At 66.9% G+C, this 17,956-nt stretch carries 14 protein-coding genes and 1 tRNA gene; 10 read left to right on the forward strand and 5 right to left on the reverse strand.

Features of this window, described 5'->3' with window-relative positions; all coding sequences use genetic code 11:
• Window positions 1-24: 24 nt before the first annotated feature.
• Window positions 25-270 carry a DUF6587 family protein gene (locus ACE3P9_RS03690; RefSeq protein WP_374491899.1) on the forward strand — a complete coding sequence of 82 codons (246 nt, stop codon included), beginning with the start codon at window positions 25-27 and terminating at the stop codon, window positions 268-270.
• A 45-nt stretch (window positions 271-315) separates the two neighbouring features.
• Here the strand turns inward: ACE3P9_RS03690 and ACE3P9_RS03695 are convergent, their stop codons facing one another.
• The 3 genes from ACE3P9_RS03695 to ACE3P9_RS03705 are packed head-to-tail and all read right to left on the reverse strand — an operon-like array spanning window position 316 to window position 2,442.
• The gene (locus ACE3P9_RS03695) at window positions 316-837 is read right to left on the reverse strand and encodes a TPM domain-containing protein (protein WP_374491900.1); all 522 of its coding nucleotides are present in this window, start codon (window positions 835-837) and stop codon (window positions 316-318) included.
• Window positions 837-1,772, reverse strand: coding sequence for a YgcG family protein (locus tag ACE3P9_RS03700; RefSeq protein ID WP_374491901.1), 936 nt, complete (start codon window positions 1,770-1,772; stop codon window positions 837-839). Before ACE3P9_RS03700 ends, ACE3P9_RS03695 begins: the two co-directional genes overlap by 1 nt.
• Window positions 1,773-1,821: 49 nt before the next feature.
• Window positions 1,822-2,442, reverse strand: coding sequence for a LemA family protein (locus ACE3P9_RS03705; protein ID WP_374491902.1), 621 nt, complete (start codon window positions 2,440-2,442; stop codon window positions 1,822-1,824).
• A 108-nt stretch (window positions 2,443-2,550) separates the two neighbouring features.
• Here ACE3P9_RS03705 and ACE3P9_RS03710 point away from each other — a divergent pair, with 108 nt between their 5' ends.
• Window positions 2,551-3,120, forward strand: coding sequence for a DUF2946 family protein (locus ACE3P9_RS03710; protein WP_374491903.1), 570 nt, complete (start codon window positions 2,551-2,553; stop codon window positions 3,118-3,120).
• A gap of 141 nt (window positions 3,121-3,261) precedes the next feature.
• Here ACE3P9_RS03710 and ACE3P9_RS03715 read toward each other — a convergent pair whose 3' ends face one another.
• A complete protein-coding gene (locus tag ACE3P9_RS03715) occupies window positions 3,262-4,137 on the reverse strand; it encodes a cytochrome c5 family protein (RefSeq protein ID WP_374491904.1) in 876 nt (291 codons plus the stop codon).
• A gap of 150 nt (window positions 4,138-4,287) precedes the next feature.
• On the opposite strand from ACE3P9_RS03715, the gene ACE3P9_RS03720 reads away from it, so the two are divergent.
• Window positions 4,288-4,363, forward strand: a tRNA-Arg gene (locus tag ACE3P9_RS03720).
• 92 nt (window positions 4,364-4,455) lie between these two features.
• Here the strand turns inward: ACE3P9_RS03720 and ACE3P9_RS03725 are convergent.
• Window positions 4,456-5,628, reverse strand: a complete 1,173-nt coding sequence (locus ACE3P9_RS03725; protein WP_374491906.1) for an iron-containing alcohol dehydrogenase — start codon at window positions 5,626-5,628, stop codon at window positions 4,456-4,458.
• Window positions 5,629-5,867: 239 nt separating this feature from the next.
• On the opposite strand from ACE3P9_RS03725, the gene ACE3P9_RS03730 reads away from it, so the two are divergent.
• The 7 genes from ACE3P9_RS03730 (at window position 5,868) to ACE3P9_RS03760 (ending at window position 17,956) form a co-directional block, all read left to right on the forward strand.
• Window positions 5,868-7,124 (forward strand): YjgN family protein, encoded by a 1,257-nt coding sequence (locus tag ACE3P9_RS03730; RefSeq protein WP_374491907.1) that lies wholly within the window; start codon window positions 5,868-5,870, stop codon window positions 7,122-7,124.
• 19 nt (window positions 7,125-7,143) lie between these two features.
• On the forward strand, window positions 7,144-8,259 hold the full coding sequence (locus tag ACE3P9_RS03735) for a M48 family metallopeptidase (protein ID WP_374491946.1): 1,116 nt from the start codon (window positions 7,144-7,146) through the stop codon (window positions 8,257-8,259).
• 118 nt (window positions 8,260-8,377) lie between these two features.
• Complete coding sequence (uvrA, locus tag ACE3P9_RS03740) at window positions 8,378-11,467, forward strand: excinuclease ABC subunit UvrA (RefSeq protein ID WP_374491908.1); 3,090 nt, start codon at window positions 8,378-8,380, stop codon at window positions 11,465-11,467.
• Window positions 11,468-11,717: 250 nt separating this feature from the next.
• Entirely contained in the window at window positions 11,718-12,527 is an 810-nt protein-coding gene (locus tag ACE3P9_RS03745; protein ID WP_374491909.1) for a formate/nitrite transporter family protein, read from the forward strand.
• Window positions 12,528-12,635: 108 nt separating this feature from the next.
• Window positions 12,636-14,408, forward strand: coding sequence for a protein kinase (locus tag ACE3P9_RS03750; protein ID WP_374491910.1), 1,773 nt, complete (start codon window positions 12,636-12,638; stop codon window positions 14,406-14,408).
• 228 nt (window positions 14,409-14,636) lie between these two features.
• Window positions 14,637-14,834, forward strand: coding sequence for a hypothetical protein (locus ACE3P9_RS03755; protein WP_374491911.1), 198 nt, complete (start codon window positions 14,637-14,639; stop codon window positions 14,832-14,834).
• Window positions 14,831-17,956, forward strand: coding sequence for an anti-phage-associated DUF499 domain-containing protein (locus ACE3P9_RS03760; protein WP_374491912.1), 3,126 nt, complete (start codon window positions 14,831-14,833; stop codon window positions 17,954-17,956). The genes ACE3P9_RS03755 and ACE3P9_RS03760 overlap by 4 nt, the downstream gene beginning before the upstream one ends.

Consider the following 17,956-nt stretch of genomic DNA (forward strand, 5'->3'; position numbering starts at 1 on the left):
TGCCGCGCCGAAAGGAGAACTCTCATGCTGCAGCAATTCATCGTCTATGCCATTGTTCTGGTTGCGGCCGTGTACGCGGCCTGGCGCCTCATGCCCGCGACATGGCGCACGCAGCTGGCCAGCCGGCTCGCAGGCGGCGCGCAGCGTTCCGGGCTGATGGATGCCCACAAGGCCGAGCAGCTCCGCCAGCAGCTCAGCACCACACCCGGCTGCGGCAGCTGCAGCAGCTGCAAGGGTTGTGGCCATGCCCCGCACGACACCGCTTCCTGAAGGCGCTTTCCACCGACCGGCCACCCCTGCAGGCGGCGTGGTCCGTCAGAGCACCACGGGGGTATCCGGCAGGGTGTTGTCCCGGGGCGCGCCGGGCGCACGGGGGTAGCTGCGTGCCAGCTCGGCCGTGACGGCCTCGATGGCCTGGCGGAGCCCTTCCTCATAGCGGCCCGCACGCAGATCCGCTGACAGGCCGGCCACCATGTCCTGCCACACCGTGGTCGGCACATGGCGGTCGATGCCTCGGTCGGCCACGATCTCGATGGCGTGCTGCGACAGCAGCAGGTAGATGAGCACGCCGTTGTTGTCCTCGGTATCCCACACGCGCAGCTTGCCGAAAAGCGTGATGGCCCGCTCACGCGCAGTGGCCTCGCGACGCACATAGCTGGGTGGCAGACGGGCTTCGATGCACAGCCGCACCTGCCCCGTGTGGCGTGCCTCGCTGGCGGTCACGCAGGCGGTCAGGCGCTGCAGTGCCTCGGCAGGCACCACGGCATGCACCCTTCGCGCATCGGCCGCACGGGGATCGGCCCCGAACAGAGTCTTCCAGAATTGCCATCCCGCCATCACCAGTCTCCCGAGGCGCCACCGCCTCCGAAATCGCCCCCGCCTCCGGAGCCGAAGCCTCCACCGGATCCCCCTCCCCACGAGCCGCCACCGCCGCCGCCCGGAAAGATGAAGGGCCCGCCACTGCTGCCGCCACGTCCGCTGCCGCTGCCCAGCGCCACCAGGGCAGCCACCACGCCGGCGCCCAGCGATGCCAGCAGCAGGCTGGTGAGACCAAAGACCACCACGCCCACGAGCAGCCCCGTCGCCACCGACCCCTTGCCCACCCCGAGCCACATGCGCAGAAAAGCGCCGCCCACCATGGTGAGCATGGCCGCGAGCACCAGCACCTCGAACGGATCCATGCCCTGCTGCGCCGCCGCGCCATTGCGGGGTGCACTGGCCGCCGAGGGCAGCGCGGCATCCCCCGCGATGCGCGCACCCAGCGCATCGATGGCGGCAGCCAGCCCCCCGGCGTAGTCGTTGCGGCGGAAGGCGGGTTTCATCACGTCGTCGAGAATCTGCGCGGCAGCCAGATCGGGGATGGTCCCCTCCAGGGCCTTGGCCACCTCGATGCGCATGCGGTGGTCGTTCTTGGCCACCACGATGAGCAGCCCGTCACCCACGTCGCGGCGCCCGATCTTCCAGGTGCTGGCCACGCGGTTGGCGTAGGACGCAATGTCCTCAGGCTGCGTGGTCGGCACCATGAGCACCACGATCTGTGACCCACGGGACTGTTCGATGGCGGCCAGCTGTGCATCGAGCCGTCCCACGTCGGCCGTGCTGAGCGTGCCGGTCTGGTCGATCACACGGTCGGTGAGCGCAGGCACGGGCAGCACATTCTGCGCCGCGGCCTGCCCCATCGGGACCAGCAGCACTGCCAGCAGCAGGACGCACGCCGCCAGCAGCCGACCGACGAGGGTCGTGCTCCGCAGACACGGGAGCCCGGGCTGCATTCGTCTTCCGGTCAGACGGACTGCGTGCGTCATGCAGCGAGTCCCTGCATCAGTTGCGGCTGCCGCTCGCAGCCGTCCCGGTCCCGAAGTCCACCTTGGGCGGCGTGGCCAGCTGAGCCTCGTTGTCCACCGTGAAATTCGGCTTGGGCTTGTAGCCGAAGACCATGGCGGTCAGGTTGGTGGGGAACTGGCGAGCCAGAATGTTGTAGGCCTGCACGGACTGGATGTAGCGGTTGCGGGCCACGGTGATGCGGTTTTCCGTGCCTTCGAGAGTCACGCGCAGATCGCGGAAGCCCTGATTGGCCTGCAGCTGCGGATACTGCTCGGACACCACCAGCAGCCGGGAAATCGCGCTGCCCAGCTCGCCCTGGGCGGCCTGGAATTTCTTGAACGCCACGGGATCGTTGACCAGCTCGGGCGTGGCCTGGATGGCGGTGGCCTTGGCACGCGCCTCCACCACGCGGGTCAGGGTGTCCTGCTCGAAGTTGGCCTGCCCCTTGACGGTGGCCACGATGTTGGGCACGAGATCGGCCCGACGCTGATACTGGTTGAGCACCTCGCTCCAGGCGGACTTGGTCTGCTCGTCGAGCGTCTGGAACTGGTTGTAGCCACATCCCGACAGGCCCATCACGGCCAGCACGGTCAGGACTATCGCAAACAGGCGTTTCATGCGGTCTCCTTGAGAAAGACTGGGATGATGACAGGAAATGCGCCTCTTCGGTGCATTTCTGCGATGATCGTCGCCAGTACCCGGGGGTTCCGGGAAGGAATACGATCCATGGACGACATCGTCAAACAGGCCATGGCCAAATGGCCCCATGTGCCCCACTGCCACGGCTGGCTGGGCCTGGGCGCGCGCGGAGAGTGGTTCATGCGCGATGCCCGCACGCAGCAGGCGGGCCCCTTTGCCGGTGCGGGCAGCTGCCCGGCAAGCCGGGGAGCCATGCTGCGGCACGAGGCCCTCGTCGCCTTCATCGGCCGCAATTATCTGGCCGATGCACAGGGCTGCTGGTACTTTCAGAACGGGCCGCAGCGGGTCTTCGTGGAGCTGGAAGCCACGCCCTGGATTCTGCGCCTGTCCGCAGGGAGCACCGACACCGGTCCCGCCATCACCACCCACACCGGCCTGGCGGTACAGGGCCGTCAGGCCCTGTGCGACGAACAGGGACGCGCCTATCTGGTGACCGACCTCGGGCTCGGTCTCGTGCACAGCCTCGATACCCTGCAGATGGCCGATGCGTTGGAGCAGGGACTCTGGCCGCTGGAGGAGGTCGAAGCGGCCACCCTGCCCGCACGCTACGGCTATGTGGTCAGCCCGCAGCATCTGACAGAAGCCCTGCCCTCCTGAACCCGACCCCCGTCTCAGCCACGTGACACAGGGCCCCGACCCCTGCTCCGGGCACGAAAAAGCCACCTCACAGAGGTGGCTCGGCAGAGGATGGGGGCAGCAGCTCGGCAAGGAGCGCTGCCGCACCCGGCAGGAGCAGGCTTACTTGCCTGCTGCGACCATGTAGCGCACGGCGGCCTTCACGTCGTCATCGGAGGCCGGGGAGCCCCCCTTGGGCGGCATGACGCCACTCTTGCCCTGGAAGCCACCGATGGCGTGCTTGAAGAGCGTGTCCTCGCCCTGGGCGATGCGGGGAGCCCAGGCGGCCTTGTCGCCAAACTTGGGCGCACCGGCCACACCGGCGCCGTGGCAGGCCTGGCAGGTCTGCTTGAACAGTGCCTCGCCTGCATTGCCGGCCGCGGCAGTGGTGGTGCCTGCGGCACCGGAAGCGGCAGGAGCAGCGGCTGCAGATGCGCCACCTGCAGCGGAAGCGGCACCGCTGGCTGCACCGGCTGCTGCACCCGCCTTGGGTTCTGCGAACTTGGCGCCGCCTGCATTGGCCATGTAGACCATGGCGCGGTGCACTTCGTCATCGCTCAGCGAGCTGCCACCCTTGGGAGGCATCACGCCCTTGCTGCCCTTGAAGCCTTCGAGGGCATGCTTGAGCAGCACGCTCTCCCCCTGGGCGATGCGGGGGCCCCATTCGGCGGCGTCGCCGAACTTGGGAGCGCCTGCGGCGCCGGTGCCGTGACAGGCCGCGCAGACAGCCTTGTAGGCCTCTTCGCCGGTCTTGGGAGCGCCGCCGCCCGCGTCGGTGATCTGCAGGCTCACGTCACCCACCTTCTGGAGGCGACGGTTGGCGGCCATTTGGGCAGCAGGGCTATTCATGTTGTAACCGGACCCCGCATACTTGGCGAAGTACAGTGCGGTACCGAGGGCTCCCACCAGGACGGCGAAGGTCAGCCCCGACACGACCGCCAGCTGACGGTTCTTGACGATCTCGGGAACTTGGTACGAATCAGAAGCGTTGTCGCCCATGGTGATCCTCTGTTTTTGGAATTGAAAAAATCTGAAACAAGTGGTCTGTCGCGATTATAGACACGGGCGGCCGTAAAAACACCTACAATTGCCGGCTGCACGCCACAAAGCCCTGCACCGCTCGCGGTGGGGCGTCTGTGTGTCGTCCGTGCGGCTGTAGCTCAGTGGATAGAGTATTGGCCTCCGAAGCCAAGGGTCGTGGGTTCGATCCCCGCCAGCCGCACCACCCCCTTTTCCCCGTTTCCGGCACGAGCCGGGCTGCGCACGCCAACCCTTCGGTTGGCGTTTTTCATGGGCGCATGACAGCCGGTACCGTGCTCAGAGGGCCGCTTCGAGAATGCTCCGGCTGATGGCGGGCGTGATGTCGCGGCGTTCGCCCAGGCGGGTCATGCCGTGCTTTTCGAGCTGGGCCACGAGCGGATCGATGGCGGAGGCGTCGAGCTGGTAGGCCGACAGGTGCGTGGGCACCTCCAGCGACTCGAAGAACGCCCGGGTCCGCGCGAGGGCGGCGTCGATGCGCTCCTCTTCGCTGCCCTCGCGCAGATCCCACACCCGCTCGGCGTACTGCAGCAGCTTGAGGCGCTTGGCGTCGCGACGGACCTGCAGGAGGGCCGGCAGCACCACGGCCAGCGTGCGGCCATGGTCGATGCCGTGCAGGGCGGTGAGCTCGTGGCCAATCATGTGGGTGGCCCAGTCCTGCGGCACGCCAGCCCCGATGAGGCCATTGAGCGCCAGAGTGGCAGTCCACATGAAGTTGGCACGGATGGCGTAGTTCTGCGGCTCGCTCAGGGCCCGGGGCCCGATGTCGACCAGGGTGCGCAGCAGCCCCTCGGCCAGGCGGTCCTGCACCATGGCGTCGGCCGGGTAGGTGAGGTACTGCTCCATGATGTGCACATAGGCATCCACGATGCCGTTGGCCACCTGCCGCAGCGGCAGCGTGTAGGTGCGGGTGGGGTCGAGCACCGAGAACCGGGGGAAGGTGTGCGGGCTCATGAAGCCGAGCTTGTCGTGGGTGGCGCGCCGCGTGATGACGCCCCCGGAGTTCATCTCGGAGCCGGTGGCCGGCAGCGTGAGCACGGTGCCCAGCGGCAGCGCGCGGGTGATGGAGCGGCCATGCGTCTGCAGGATGGTCCAGGCATCCTCTTCGGGGGGCAGCAAGGCAGCGGCCGCGACGAACTTGGTGCCGTCGATGACCGACCCGCCGCCCACCGCGAGCAGGAAGTCGATGCGCCGCTCGCGCACCTCGGCCACGGCACGCATCAGGGTTTCGAAGGACGGGTTGGGCTCGATGCCGGCGAACTCGTGCACGGTACGGGTGCCGCCCTCGGCCAGTGCGGCACGAACCTGGTCGAGCGTGCCGTTGCGCGTCACGCTGCCGCCTCCGTAGAGCACCAGCACCTGGGCGGCGGGCGGCACGAGGGTGGAGAGCTGCGCGATGGTGCCCTCGCCGAACACGATGCGGGTGGGGTTCTGGAAATCGAAGTTCTGCATGATGATGATCGCTCCTGTACGAATCCTGGTTCAGGGGAAGACAAGGCTGCCTGTCCGACGGCCCATTGTGCGGCGCCCCCGCGCGGCCTGCACGCCTGGGGCAGGATGCCCCGCTGCCATGGGGGAATCCGGCGTAGGGGGCGTGTCCTGCAAGAGTCCGCAGGGTTCCCGGCGAACGAGGTGTTTCGCCTACTACACTAGGACGCCGGAATCCTTCTTTTTACCGCGTTGCCCCCACCATGCCCGCAGACATCCAGACCCTGTACGCCGCCCCCGAAAGGCGCCCGAGCCTGCACAGATCGCCCACGGGCAGGAGCAGGCATATCCCGATCCATGACTATCCGGTGCACTTCAGCGGCACGGGGAGCGAATACTTCCGCATCTGGATCGTGAATCTGCTGCTGGTGATCGTGACCTTCGGGATCTACTGGCCGTGGGCGCGCCGGCGCAAGCTGCAGTATCTCTACCACTGCACGTGGGTGGACGGGCATGCCTTCGACTTTCACGGCAATCCGCGCTCGATGCTGCGCGGCTCGCTGCTCGCAGGGGTGCTGCTGGCGGTGTACGGCATGGGCAACCGCGTGGCGGGCGGCGCGTCCGCCGTGCTCATTGCCCTGCTGATGGTGGCGCTGTTTCCGCCGCTGTTCCGGGGCTCGCAGCGCTTCCGGCTTGCCAACACCAGCTGGCGTGGCCTGCGCTTCCATTTCACCGGCACCACGGGCGAGGCCTACCGGGCCCTGCTGGTACCGCTGCTGTGGCTGCTGCTGCCCGGGCCGCTGCTGGCCTGGGGCCTGGACATCGACCTCTCGCAGCTCGACCGGCGCGGCACGCTGCGCACCGGCACGCATGCTGTGGTCTACCAGGCCTGGATGCTGGGCTCGGGGGTGCTGTTCTCGCTGGCGCTGCCCTATTTCTACTGGCGCTACAAGCGCTACCAGCAGGGCCACATCCGCTATGGGCAGGAGGAAATGGAATACCGCGCCACGGCTGCCGACTACTACCGCCTGCTGGCGTCGGGAGTGGGCGTTTTCGTGGCCCTGTTTCTGGCAGGGCTGCTGCTGGTGGCGGGGGGTGCGGCCCTCAAGCGGCTGGTCTTTGGCTCGGGCCATGCCAGCTTCGGCATGATGCTGGCCCTGTCGCTGCTCGGGAGCATTGCCGGCTTTCTCCTTGCGCTGCTGGTGGGGCGGCACTGGTTCAAGGTGCGGCTCTACAACCTGCAGTGGTCGCGCACGGGCAACCGCCATCTGCGGCTGCGGACCACGCTCTCGCTGGGCCGCTACCTGCTGCTGCAGTTCAAGAACTACCTCCTGATCGGCCTGACGCTCGGGCTGTACTGGCCCTATGCCGTGATGGCCACGCGCCGGCTGGTGCTCGAATCCACGGTGCTGCGGGCCCGCATGCCGCTCGAACGCCTGCACGGGTCCAGCCGCGACGGCGACAACGACGCCATGGGGGACGCCGCCATGGAGTTCGTGAACTTCGATTTCGGTCTCTGAAGAAGGGCACGCCGTGGTCATGCCCGCTCCAGCCCCCTTGCCCCCCGATGCAGCTCCCGGCAGGACGGAAGACACCGTGCGGGTGTTCTGGTTCGACGGCCAGCACGCGCAGGGCCGCCCCGCACGGCTGCGCCTCGAAGAAGAGAGCGTGCAGGTGCTCGATGCCGTGACAGGCCGTGTGCTGACCGCCTGCCCGGCGCGACAGGCCCGGTGGACCGAGCGCACACAGGGCGGCACCCGCACGGTCACGCTGGCCGACGGCAGCAGCGCCGAATCGCTCGACCGCGCGGCCTGGGATGCCTGGGCTGCCACCCACCTGCAGGCCGTGCGTCCCGAGTCGCTGGTGGTGCGCGCGCAGCAAAGCGGGCGACGCACCCTGCTGGCGCTGCTGGTGCTGGGAGTGCTGCTGCTGGCTGCCTACCGCTGGGGGCTGCCCCTGATGGCCCGCGGCGTGGTGACGCTGATTCCGCCACGCATCGACGCCATGGTGGGCGACTCGGCCCTGCAGAGCGTCGAAGGACAGCTGCTGGCCCCGAGCCGTCTGCCCGCGGCACGGCAGGCAGCGCTGACGCAGCGGCTGCAGGCGGGCATGGCTGCGCTGGCGCCTGCGAGTGGGGCCCGGCCGACTTACCGGCTCCTGTTTCGCAGCGCACCGCGCATGGGCCCCAATGCCTTTGCGCTGCCCGGCGGCACCATCGTGCTGCTCGACGAACTGGTGACCACGGCAGGCAACGACGACGACATGGTGCTGGGCGTGCTCGGCCACGAAATGGGCCATGTGGTGCACCGCGACGGCATGCGCCAGCTGGTGCAGACCTCCGCACTGGGAGTGGTGGCAGCGGCCGCGTTCGGGGACTATGCGAGCTTTGTGACCATGGCGCCGGTGCTGCTGCTCAACATGGGATATTCGCGCGGTGCCGAGCACCAGGCCGATGTGTATTCCGTGCGCTTCATGCGGGCAGCAGGCATTTCGCCGCAGGCCATGGTGCGGTTCTTCGAGCGCATGCAGGCCCTGTCGCACGAGAAGGGGGCGGCCTCGCGCCCGTCGCGGCTGGGCATCGCGTTTTCGAGCCATCCGGCCACGGTCGACCGCATTGCCTTCTTCCAGGCGGCGGCGCGGGGAGCGCAGCCGTAGGCGCGCCACTGTGGCCGGAGGGTAGCGATATCCGTCTGTTTCCGTCCACGCGACGGGCGGACTATGATTGCCGGTTGCCTTCTGTTTTTTCCGGCACTCAGCCCGCCGGCCCCGCCGCATGCCTGCCAAGAAAACCTCTTCCCCGTCTGCTTCCGTTTCCGCCCCTGCCGCCACCGACTCGGGGACCGCACGGCCCGCAGCCCTGCGTGCGCCGCATGCACTCACGCACATCAGTGTGCGGGGGGCGCGCACGCACAACCTGCGCGACATCGACCTCGACATTCCGCGCCACGCCCTGGTGGTGATCACGGGGCTGTCGGGCTCGGGCAAGTCGAGCCTGGCCTTCGACACGCTCTATGCCGAAGGGCAGCGGCGCTATGTGGAGAGCCTGTCGACCTATGCGCGGCAGTTCCTCCAGCTCATGGACAAGCCCGACGTGGACCTGATCGAGGGGCTGTCTCCTGCGATTTCCATCGAGCAGAAGGCGACCAGCCACAACCCGCGCTCGACCGTGGGCACGGTCACCGAGATCCATGACTACCTGCGGCTGCTGTTTGCCCGTGCGGGCACGCCCTACTGCCCGGATCACCACCTGCCGCTGCAGGCGCAGACGGTGAGCCAGATGGTCGATGCCGTGCTCGGCCTGCCCGAAGACATGCGCGTGATGGTGCTCGCGCCGGTGGCACGCGAGCGCAAGGGCGAATTCGCCGATCTGTTCGAGCAGATGCAGGCGCAGGGCTATGTGCGCTTTCGCGTCGACGGCGAGATCGTGGACAGCGAGCGCATTCCCGCGCTGGTCAAGACCGAGAAACACGACATCGACGTGGTGGTGGACCGGCTCAAGGTACGGGCCGACGCCCGCCAGCGGCTGGCCGAGAGCTTCGAGGCTGCGCTGCGCCTGGCGGATGGCCGCGCCATCGCCATGGAAATGGACAGCGGCCGCGAGCACGCCTACCACGCGCGGTATGCCTGTCCGGTGTGCAACTACAGCCTCTCGGAGCTCGAACCGCGCCTGTTCTCGTTCAACTCGCCCGTGGGGGCCTGTCCGGCCTGCGACGGCATCGGCTCGGTGGAGGTGTTCGACCCCGAGCGCGTGGTGGCCTTTCCGAGCCTGAGCCTGGCCAGCGGGGCCATCCGGGGCTGGGACCGGCGCAATCCGCATTACTTCCCGCTGCTCGACAGCGTGTGCCGGCACTACGGCGCCGATGTGGAGGCGCCCTTCGAGTCGCTTCCGGAACGGGTGCGGCAGGTGGTGCTCTACGGCTCTGGCGAGGAGGCCATCGCCTTCACCTACCAGGCCGAAGGCCGGGGCGGCAAGGCGCGCGAAGTGGTGAAGGAGCATCCCTTCGAGGGGGTGATCCCGAACATGGAGCGGCGCTTCCGCGAAACCGATTCGGCCGTGGTGCGCGAAGATCTGGCCCGCTACCGGCAGATCCAGCCCTGTCCCGCCTGCCACGGCACACGCCTGCGCCGCGAGGCGCGCCACGTGTACGTGGGCGAGGGCGAACAGCGCCGCGCGATTTACGAAATCAGCCGGGCCACGCTGGGCGATGCGCTCGCCTACTTCCGCACCCTGCAGTGGCAGGGCGCCAAGGCCGAGATCGCTGCCAAGGTGGTGCGCGAGATCGCCAACCGGCTCGGCTTTCTCAACGACGTGGGGCTCAACTACCTGAGCCTCGACCGCAGCGCGGAGACGCTCTCGGGCGGCGAGGCCCAGCGCATCCGGCTCGCCTCGCAGATCGGCTCGGGGCTCACGGGCGTCATGTATGTGCTCGACGAGCCCAGCATCGGCCTGCACCAGCGCGACAACGACCGCCTCATCGTCACGCTGCAGCATCTGCGCGATCTGGGCAACAGCGTGCTCGTGGTGGAGCACGACGAGGACATGATTCGCGCCGCCGACTGGGTGGTGGACATGGGCCCCGGGGCGGGCGTGCACGGCGGCCGCGTGATGGCACAGGGCACCGTGGACGACCTGCTCGCCTCGCCCGACTCGCTCACCGGCCGCTATCTGGCGGGCACCCTGCGCATCGAAGTGCCCGCGCACCGGGTGGCCTGGCTGCCGGAGCGGGCCGCCAGCGCGCCCGTGCCGGCCCGGAAGACGCCCCGCTTTGCCTCTGCCCGGCCTGCCGGCGGCAGCGGCAGGGACACCGACAGTGCCGCCGAGACCGCGGACACCCCCGCTGCGGGCCCCCATGCCGGCCTGCAGAAAATCACCATCGTCGGCGCGCACGGACACAACCTGCACGAAGTCACGGTGGACATTCCGGTCGGCCTCATGACCTGCGTGACCGGCGTGTCCGGCTCGGGCAAGTCCACCCTGGTCAACGACACCCTCTATGCCGCAGCGGCCCAGACCATCCACCGCGCGCACACCGAGCCCGCCCCGCACGAGGCCATCGAGGGGCTGGAGCAGTTCGACAAGGTCATCAACGTCGACCAGAGCCCCATCGGGCGCACCCCGCGCAGCAACCCGGCCACCTACACCGGCCTGTTCACCGCCATCCGCGAGCTCATGGCCGAGGTGCCCATGGCGCGCGAGCGCGGCTACGGGCCGGGGCGCTTCTCGTTCAACGTGGCGGGGGGCCGCTGCGAGGCCTGCCAGGGCGACGGCATGGTGAAGGTGGAAATGCACTTTCTGCCCGACGTGTACGTGCCCTGCGACGTCTGCCACGGCAAGCGCTACAACCGCGAGACGCTGGAGGTGCAGTACAAGGGCCGCAACATCGCCGACATTCTGGACATGACGGTGGAGGAGGCCTATGCCTTCCTGGGCGCGGTGCCCACCATCGCGCGCAAGCTGCAGACGCTGCTGGACGTGGGCCTGTCCTACATCCGGCTCGGGCAGAGTGCCACCACCCTCTCGGGCGGCGAGGCCCAGCGCGTCAAGCTCGCCTTCGAGCTCTCGCGCCGCGACACCGGCCACACGCTCTACATCCTCGACGAGCCCACCACGGGCCTGCACTTTGCCGACATTGCGCTGCTGCTCAGGGTGCTGCACCAGCTGCGCGATGCAGGCAACACCATCGTGATCATCGAGCACAACCTCGACGTCATCAAGACCGCCGACTGGATCATCGACATGGGCCCCGAAGGCGGGGCAGGTGGCGGCACCGTGGTGGCGCAGGGCACGCCCGAGCAGGTCGCCGCAGTGCCCGAGAGCCACACCGGCCGCTATCTGGGGCGGCTGCTGCGCTCCCGCGCCTGAACGGCGCTTGCGCTTTTGCGTTCGCCCCCACGCTCACCCTGAACGCTCCCCCGCAGCGCCTCTGCGGGTTTCCCCTCGAAACTGGCATGCAATCTGCATGTATGGCCTCACCCTGAGCCCATCGGTGGGCTCAGGGCGGAAAAACGCCCTGTTTTTCCGCCATGGCGCACCGGATTCGCCCCCATGCGGGCACCGCCGGTGCATCGAATCCGGCGCGATGCCCCATTCCGATCCAGAGGAGAACCCCAAGATGTCGTATCTGTCACCCACCGAATTCGTCACCAAGATGGTGGACGCGGGCGAATCCAAGATCTTCATGTCCACGCGCGACACGCTGATCCGCGCCTTCATGGCCGGTGCCATCCTGGCCCTGGCCGCCTGCTTTGCCGTGACCATCAACGTCCAGACCGGCCAGCCCCTGCTGGGCGCGGTGCTGTTCCCGGTGGGCTTCTGCATCCTGTACCTGCTCGGCTTCGACCTGCTCACGGGCGTGTTCACCCTGGCGCCGCTCGCGCTGCTCGACCGCCGCCCCGGCGTGACGCTCGGCGGCGTGCTGCGCAACTGGGGGCTGGTGTTCGTGGGCAACTTCGCGGGCGCCCTGCTCGTGGCGCTGATCATGGCCATCATCTTCACCTACGGCTTCACCACGCCCCCGTCCATCGTGGGCCAGAAGATCGGCGGCATCGGCGAAGGCCGCACGCTGGGCTACGCCGCCCACGGCGCAGCCGGCATGCTGACGCTGTTCCTGCGCGCCGTGCTGTGCAACTGGATGGTCTCCACCGGCGTGGTGGGCGCCATGCTCTCGACCCATGTGTCGGGCAAGGTCATCGCCATGTGGATGCCGATCATGGTGTTCTTCTACATGGGCTTCGAGCACTCGGTGGTGAACATGTTCCTGTTCCCGTCCGGCCTGATGATGGGCGGCAAGTTCTCGGTGGCCGACTACATGATCTGGAACGAAATCCCCACCGCGCTGGGCAATCTGGTGGGCGGCATCACCTTTGTGGGGCTGACGCTGTACTCCACCCATGTGCGCACGGCCCCCAAGCGCGTGGCCTGAACCGCCTCCGCCGTCTGCATGCCTGACTGATCCACGGACGCCGACCGCGCGGCAGGGCACCGAACCAGCCCCTCGCTGCCGCGCGGCCACTCCCACAGGCCCACACACATGACTGCCGCCACCGCACCTCCCGCGCTGCTGCGCGTCTCGGTGGGCCAGTGCACCGAGGCAGGCCGCAAGCCGCTCAACCAGGACAGCGTGGGCGCCCGCATCGCGCAGGGCGCCCTGCTGGAGCGCAAGGGCGTGGCCTGCGCGGTGGCTGACGGCATCAGCAGCAGCCCCGTGAGCCACCTGGCCAGCGAGACCGCCGTCACGGGATTCCTGGCCGACTACTACAGCACCCCCGACACCTGGAGCGTCCAGACCTCGGCCGAACGGGTGCTGGTGGCCCTGAACGCATGGCTCCATGCGCAGAGCCGCGCCGGGGAATTCCGCTACGAGCGCGACAAGGGCCATGTCTGCACCTTCAGCGCCCTGGTGCTGCGCTCGGCCACGGCCCACCTCTTCCATGTGGGCGACAGCCGCATCTACCGCCTGAGCGCCGACGGCCTGGAGCAGCTCACGCAGGACCATCGCGTCACCGTATCGGCCGAAGAAAGCTACCTGGGCCGCGCCCTCGGGGCCGACTCGCAGGTGCGCATCGACTACCTGGCCCTGCCCCTGTCGGCGGGCGACATCTACCTGCTGGCCACCGACGGTGCCTATGCCCACCTGAGCGAAGCCGACATCCGGCAGACGCTGGCCGCCTGTGCCGGTGATCTGCAGGAAGCCGCCCAGCGCCTCGTGCAGCAGGCACTGGACGCAGGCAGCACCGACAACCTGAGCCTGCAGCTCGTGCGGGTGGATGCCCTGCCCGCCCCCGATGCCCCCGACCGGCAGCAGCAGCGCCTGACCCTGCCCGTTCCGGAGCTCAAGTCCGGCCTGCGCCTGGACGGCTATCGGCTGGTGCGCCCGCTGCACGTGACCAGCCGCAGCCACCTGTTTCTGGCAGAGGACGAAGCCACCGGCTGCCGCGTGGCGATCAAGGCCCCCTCGGTGGAGATGCGCGAGAACGCCGCCTTTCTGGAACGGCTGCAGCTGGAGGAATGGGTGGCCCGCCGCATCCACGACCCCCATGTGGTCGGGGCCGCCTTTCCCGAGCGCCGTCGCACCGCGCTGTACACCGCGCTCGAATTCATCGAGGGCCAGACACTGACCCAGTGGATGACCGACCACCCCCACCCCGATCTGGACACCGTGCGCCGCATCGTCGAACAGATCGGGCAGGGCCTGCGCGCCCTGCACCGCCTCGAAATCCTGCACCAGGACCTGCGGCCCGAAAACATCATGATCGACACCACCGGCACCGTGCGGCTGGTGGACTTCGGCGCCGTCCGCGTGGCCGGCCTCGACCCCCGCCCGGACGACGACACACCCCCCGGCACCCTGCAATACATGGCCCCCGAATACGTGGCCGGACTGCCCCCCTCGCCCGCCTCGGACCTGTTCTCGCTCGCCGTCATCACCTACCAGATGCTCTGCGGCGCACTGCCCTATGGCGCGCGGCTGGCACAGGCACGCACCCGGGCCGACCAGCGCCGCATCGGGCAGGGCTACCGCTCCCTCTGCCGCGACGGCGCCGCCCCTGCCCACGCCGCCATCCCCGGCTGGGTGGACGACGCGCTGCGCAAGGCACTCGACATCGACCCCCACCGCCGCCAGGCCGACGTGGCCGAATTCCTGCACGACCTGCGGCACCCCCACGCCGGCTACCGCAGCCGCCACCGCACCCCCTGGGTGGAACGCGACCCCGTGCAGTTCTGGAAAGTCCTGGCCCTCGTCGGCCTCGCCTGCACGCTCATCCTGCTGTACCTGCTGGCCCGGATGCACGCGGGTCGGTGAGCCCCTGCGACCTGCGGATGGAGAACTGAAGCAGGACAGGGCTGACTATACACGCGGCCTTCGTCATCGACGTCTATGCACGGCGTATCGTGGGATGGCGCGTGAGCAACAGCATGGAGTATCAAGAAGGCACAGGTCGAGGTGAATTTTTGATCCACTCCACGTTGCCGAGAGCACATCGATACTGTAAAGTGCAGTACTTTTACAGTGGTTTCTGGGGGGAGAGTCATGGCCACAGGCAAAACCGCCACGCTCACATTTCGTATCGACCCCGGACTCAAGGAAGCGCTTCGTGCAGCAGCAGATCAGGAACATCGATCCATCGCTAACATGGTCGAAGTGCTGATTAGGGGCTACTGCGAGCGGCATGACATTGCGATTTCGCCTCCCAAGGAAACCAAGAGCCCCAACGGAGCGCGTTCATGATCAAGACGGTCAAGCAAGCCTGCCGGTTCAACCCCGTCATCCGCGACTATCGGATGAGCCAAGGAATCGAAAACCTCGCCGACCTCATCAATGACGCAGGTGACGGTAGCGATTTCTTCTCTCGCAACTTCGTCACCCACGGCATGGAGCAGCTCTTCCGCGAAAGTCTTTTGCGCCTCTCGGGCAAATCAGATCAGGCGGTGTTTGAACTGACCCAAGCGATGGGTGGCGGTAAAACGCACACGATGATCGCGCTGGGTCTGCTGGCACGGCACGCGTATCTGCGCAAAGACGTTCTGCCTGCCGATTTGGCTTCACGCGTCGATTTTGGGCAAGCACGCATTGCTGCGTTCAACGGCCGCAACAACCCCGACAACTTCATCTGGGGCGAAATCGCCACCCAGCTCGGGGCTGCAGAAGCCATCAAACCGTATTGGGCAAACGGCCCGAAGGCAGTCGACCAGCGCCAGTGGAAGGAAATCATCGGCGACAAGCCTACGCTGATCCTGCTTGACGAACTGCCGCCCTATCTCGACAACGCCAGTACGCAGGTGTTCGGTCAGGGCACGCTGGCCAACATGGCAGTCTACAGCCTCTCCAGCCTGATGAGCGCAGCGCTAGAGCTGCCCAACTGCGCCATCGTGGTCGCCAACCTGTCGGGCAGCTACAAGGCCCAGACTAAGGCGCTGGCCGACGCCATCTCCAACCTGCAGCAGGAAACCCGCCGTCAGGCGATGACCATCACGCCAGTGCAATTGGCGGGCAACGAAATCTACGAAATCCTGAAGAAGCGCCTCATCGACGAACTGCCTAACGAGCGTGTCATCTCCGATATCGCCGAGGAGTACGCGCAGCAGATCAAGAAGGCCGAGGACGGTGGTTACATCGTTGCCAGCAGCATCGAGCAGATCGCCGAGCAGGTGCGGGAAACGTATCCCTTCCACCCATCCTTCAAGCACCTCGTCGCGCTTTTCAAGGAGAACGAAGGCTTCCGCCAGACCCGTGGCCTGATGCAGTTCACCGCGCGCCTGCTCAAGAGCGTGGATGAGCGAGAGGCAGACGACGTCTTCCTGGTCGGTACACAGCACCTCAACTTGAACGATGAGCAGGTCAAGGACGAAATCGAGCGCATTGCGCCCAAGCTGATGCCTGCGGTGACGCGCGACATCGCCGATGCGGGCAACGCCATCGCCGAGCACATCGATGTCGAGTTGGCCGGGGATGCCGCACAGCAGCTCATGACCTTGTTGCTGTCATCCAGCCTGTCGCGCGCCGTTGGTGGACGCATTGGTCTGTCGGAGAGCGAGCTGATCGAGTTCCTAGCCGCTCCGCAGCGCAAGCCCGACGAGTTCCTGCATGCTTTGCAGCGCCTGCGCGAATCGGCGTGGTATCTCCACCGTGAAGAGCAGCGCTTCTTCATCAAGGAAACCGAAAACCTGTCGCGTCAAATTGAGCGCAACGCCAAAGACGTCCCTCAACCCAAGGTCGATCAGGCGCTCATCAATCGCCTCACGGGCATCCTCGTTCCGGTCAGCAAGATCGCCTATCAGGACGTGCAGGTACTGCCCCGGCTGGATGAACTCAAGCTCGGTGGCCCGCGCACGTTGATCGTCATCAAGCCGGATGGCAAGGTGCCGCCCAGTGAATTGCAGAATTTCTTCGACTACCAACAGGAGAAGAACAATCTGCTGGTGTTGAGCGGTCAGGACAGTCTGCTGGCCGATGCGGTCGAAGAGCGCTTGCGCGAGCTGTACGCCATCGAGCAGATCCACAAGCGCCTCAAATCGGGCGACACCTTGTTCGAGGAAGCCCGCGACCGCTTTGAGGAATCGGAAGACCGCTTCGGCAAGGCGCTGTCCGCCGCCTACAACTGCCTCTACATTCCCATCAACGATGCGGGGGACGGCAGCAACAAGCTGGGCAAAGTCAGCATTGACCAAGGGCTGAAGCTCGGCCAGGGCGATCAGTCTGCCGAGACGCAAATCGAAAAACTGCTGGCCAGCCCACGCGCCGATTACAAGCTCGTGGCAGAACTGGGCAAGGACAACTTCGATGAATGTTTCGCGCAGGCCGAGGAGTACCTGTGGCCATCTGGCAAGGACAACCGCCGCACCCCTTGGAAGGACGTCGCTACCCGCGCCAAGTGCTCGCCTATCTGGCCGTGGATGCCAGGTGCCAGTGGGCTGGATACGCTCAAAACCGAGGCTCTGAAACGAGGTCGCTGGCGCTTGGGCGAGGACGGCTACATCGAGAAGGGGCCCTTCCCCAAGGACAAGGCTACCGTCAACGTGTCCGTCATCAACGTCAAGCCGGACACCGGGGAGACGGTGTTGAGCCTCACACCGCGCCACGCAGGTGACAGTCCGGTCGTCTATTGGTCGACCAAGACCGACGTTTCCGACAAAGACAACAAGGTCGAGGACTTAGACAACTTCAGCTCGACTGAAGGCACCTTGTACTTCTGGGTTAAGGACACCACTGGCCAGCATGAAAGTGCGGCGGCTACTCGCTGGCTTGCTGACCTCAAAATCCGTCATCAGGTCGATCCAGCCGCTGACAAGCGACGTGTCACCCTGGCCGCCACACCGCACGCTGACATCTACTACACCCTGGACGGCTCCAACCCCAAGGACGGCACTCGCTACAACGCGCCGTTTGAGATCGGTTCAGCAAGTTGCCGCCTTCTGGTGTTCGCCCGCGCGGGCGAGGCTAACAAGACAGCGGATTTCCAGATTCCTGCCAGCGGTGACAAGACGGTGCAGATCGTCGACAGTAAGCCCGCGCGCCTGCAAAGCAAGCGTGTTGCTCTCGACACGACCGACCGCGTCTTCAGCGTCATCAACCGTTTCCGCGATCAGCCGGGTACGCGCTTCAAGGGTGTGCGCGTCGAAATCGGTGAGGGCGAGAACACCGTAACCGTGCGCTTCCAGGAGCGCGAAGTCACCGCCGCCATCATCGAAGGCGTCGTCAACAGCCTCCGCGATGTGCTCAAGGAGCCCGACGCCCCGCTCAATATTGCCATTGCCGACGGCATCGCCTTCGATACCGGCTTTGCACTCAAAGAGTTCGCCAAGCTCGCCGGGATCGAGCTCAAGCCTGGCGACATCAATCAGGAGGAATGA

Source organism: Allobrachymonas sp. (assembly GCF_041912815.1).
Taxonomy (GTDB): domain Bacteria; phylum Pseudomonadota; class Gammaproteobacteria; order Burkholderiales; family Burkholderiaceae_C; genus Brachymonas.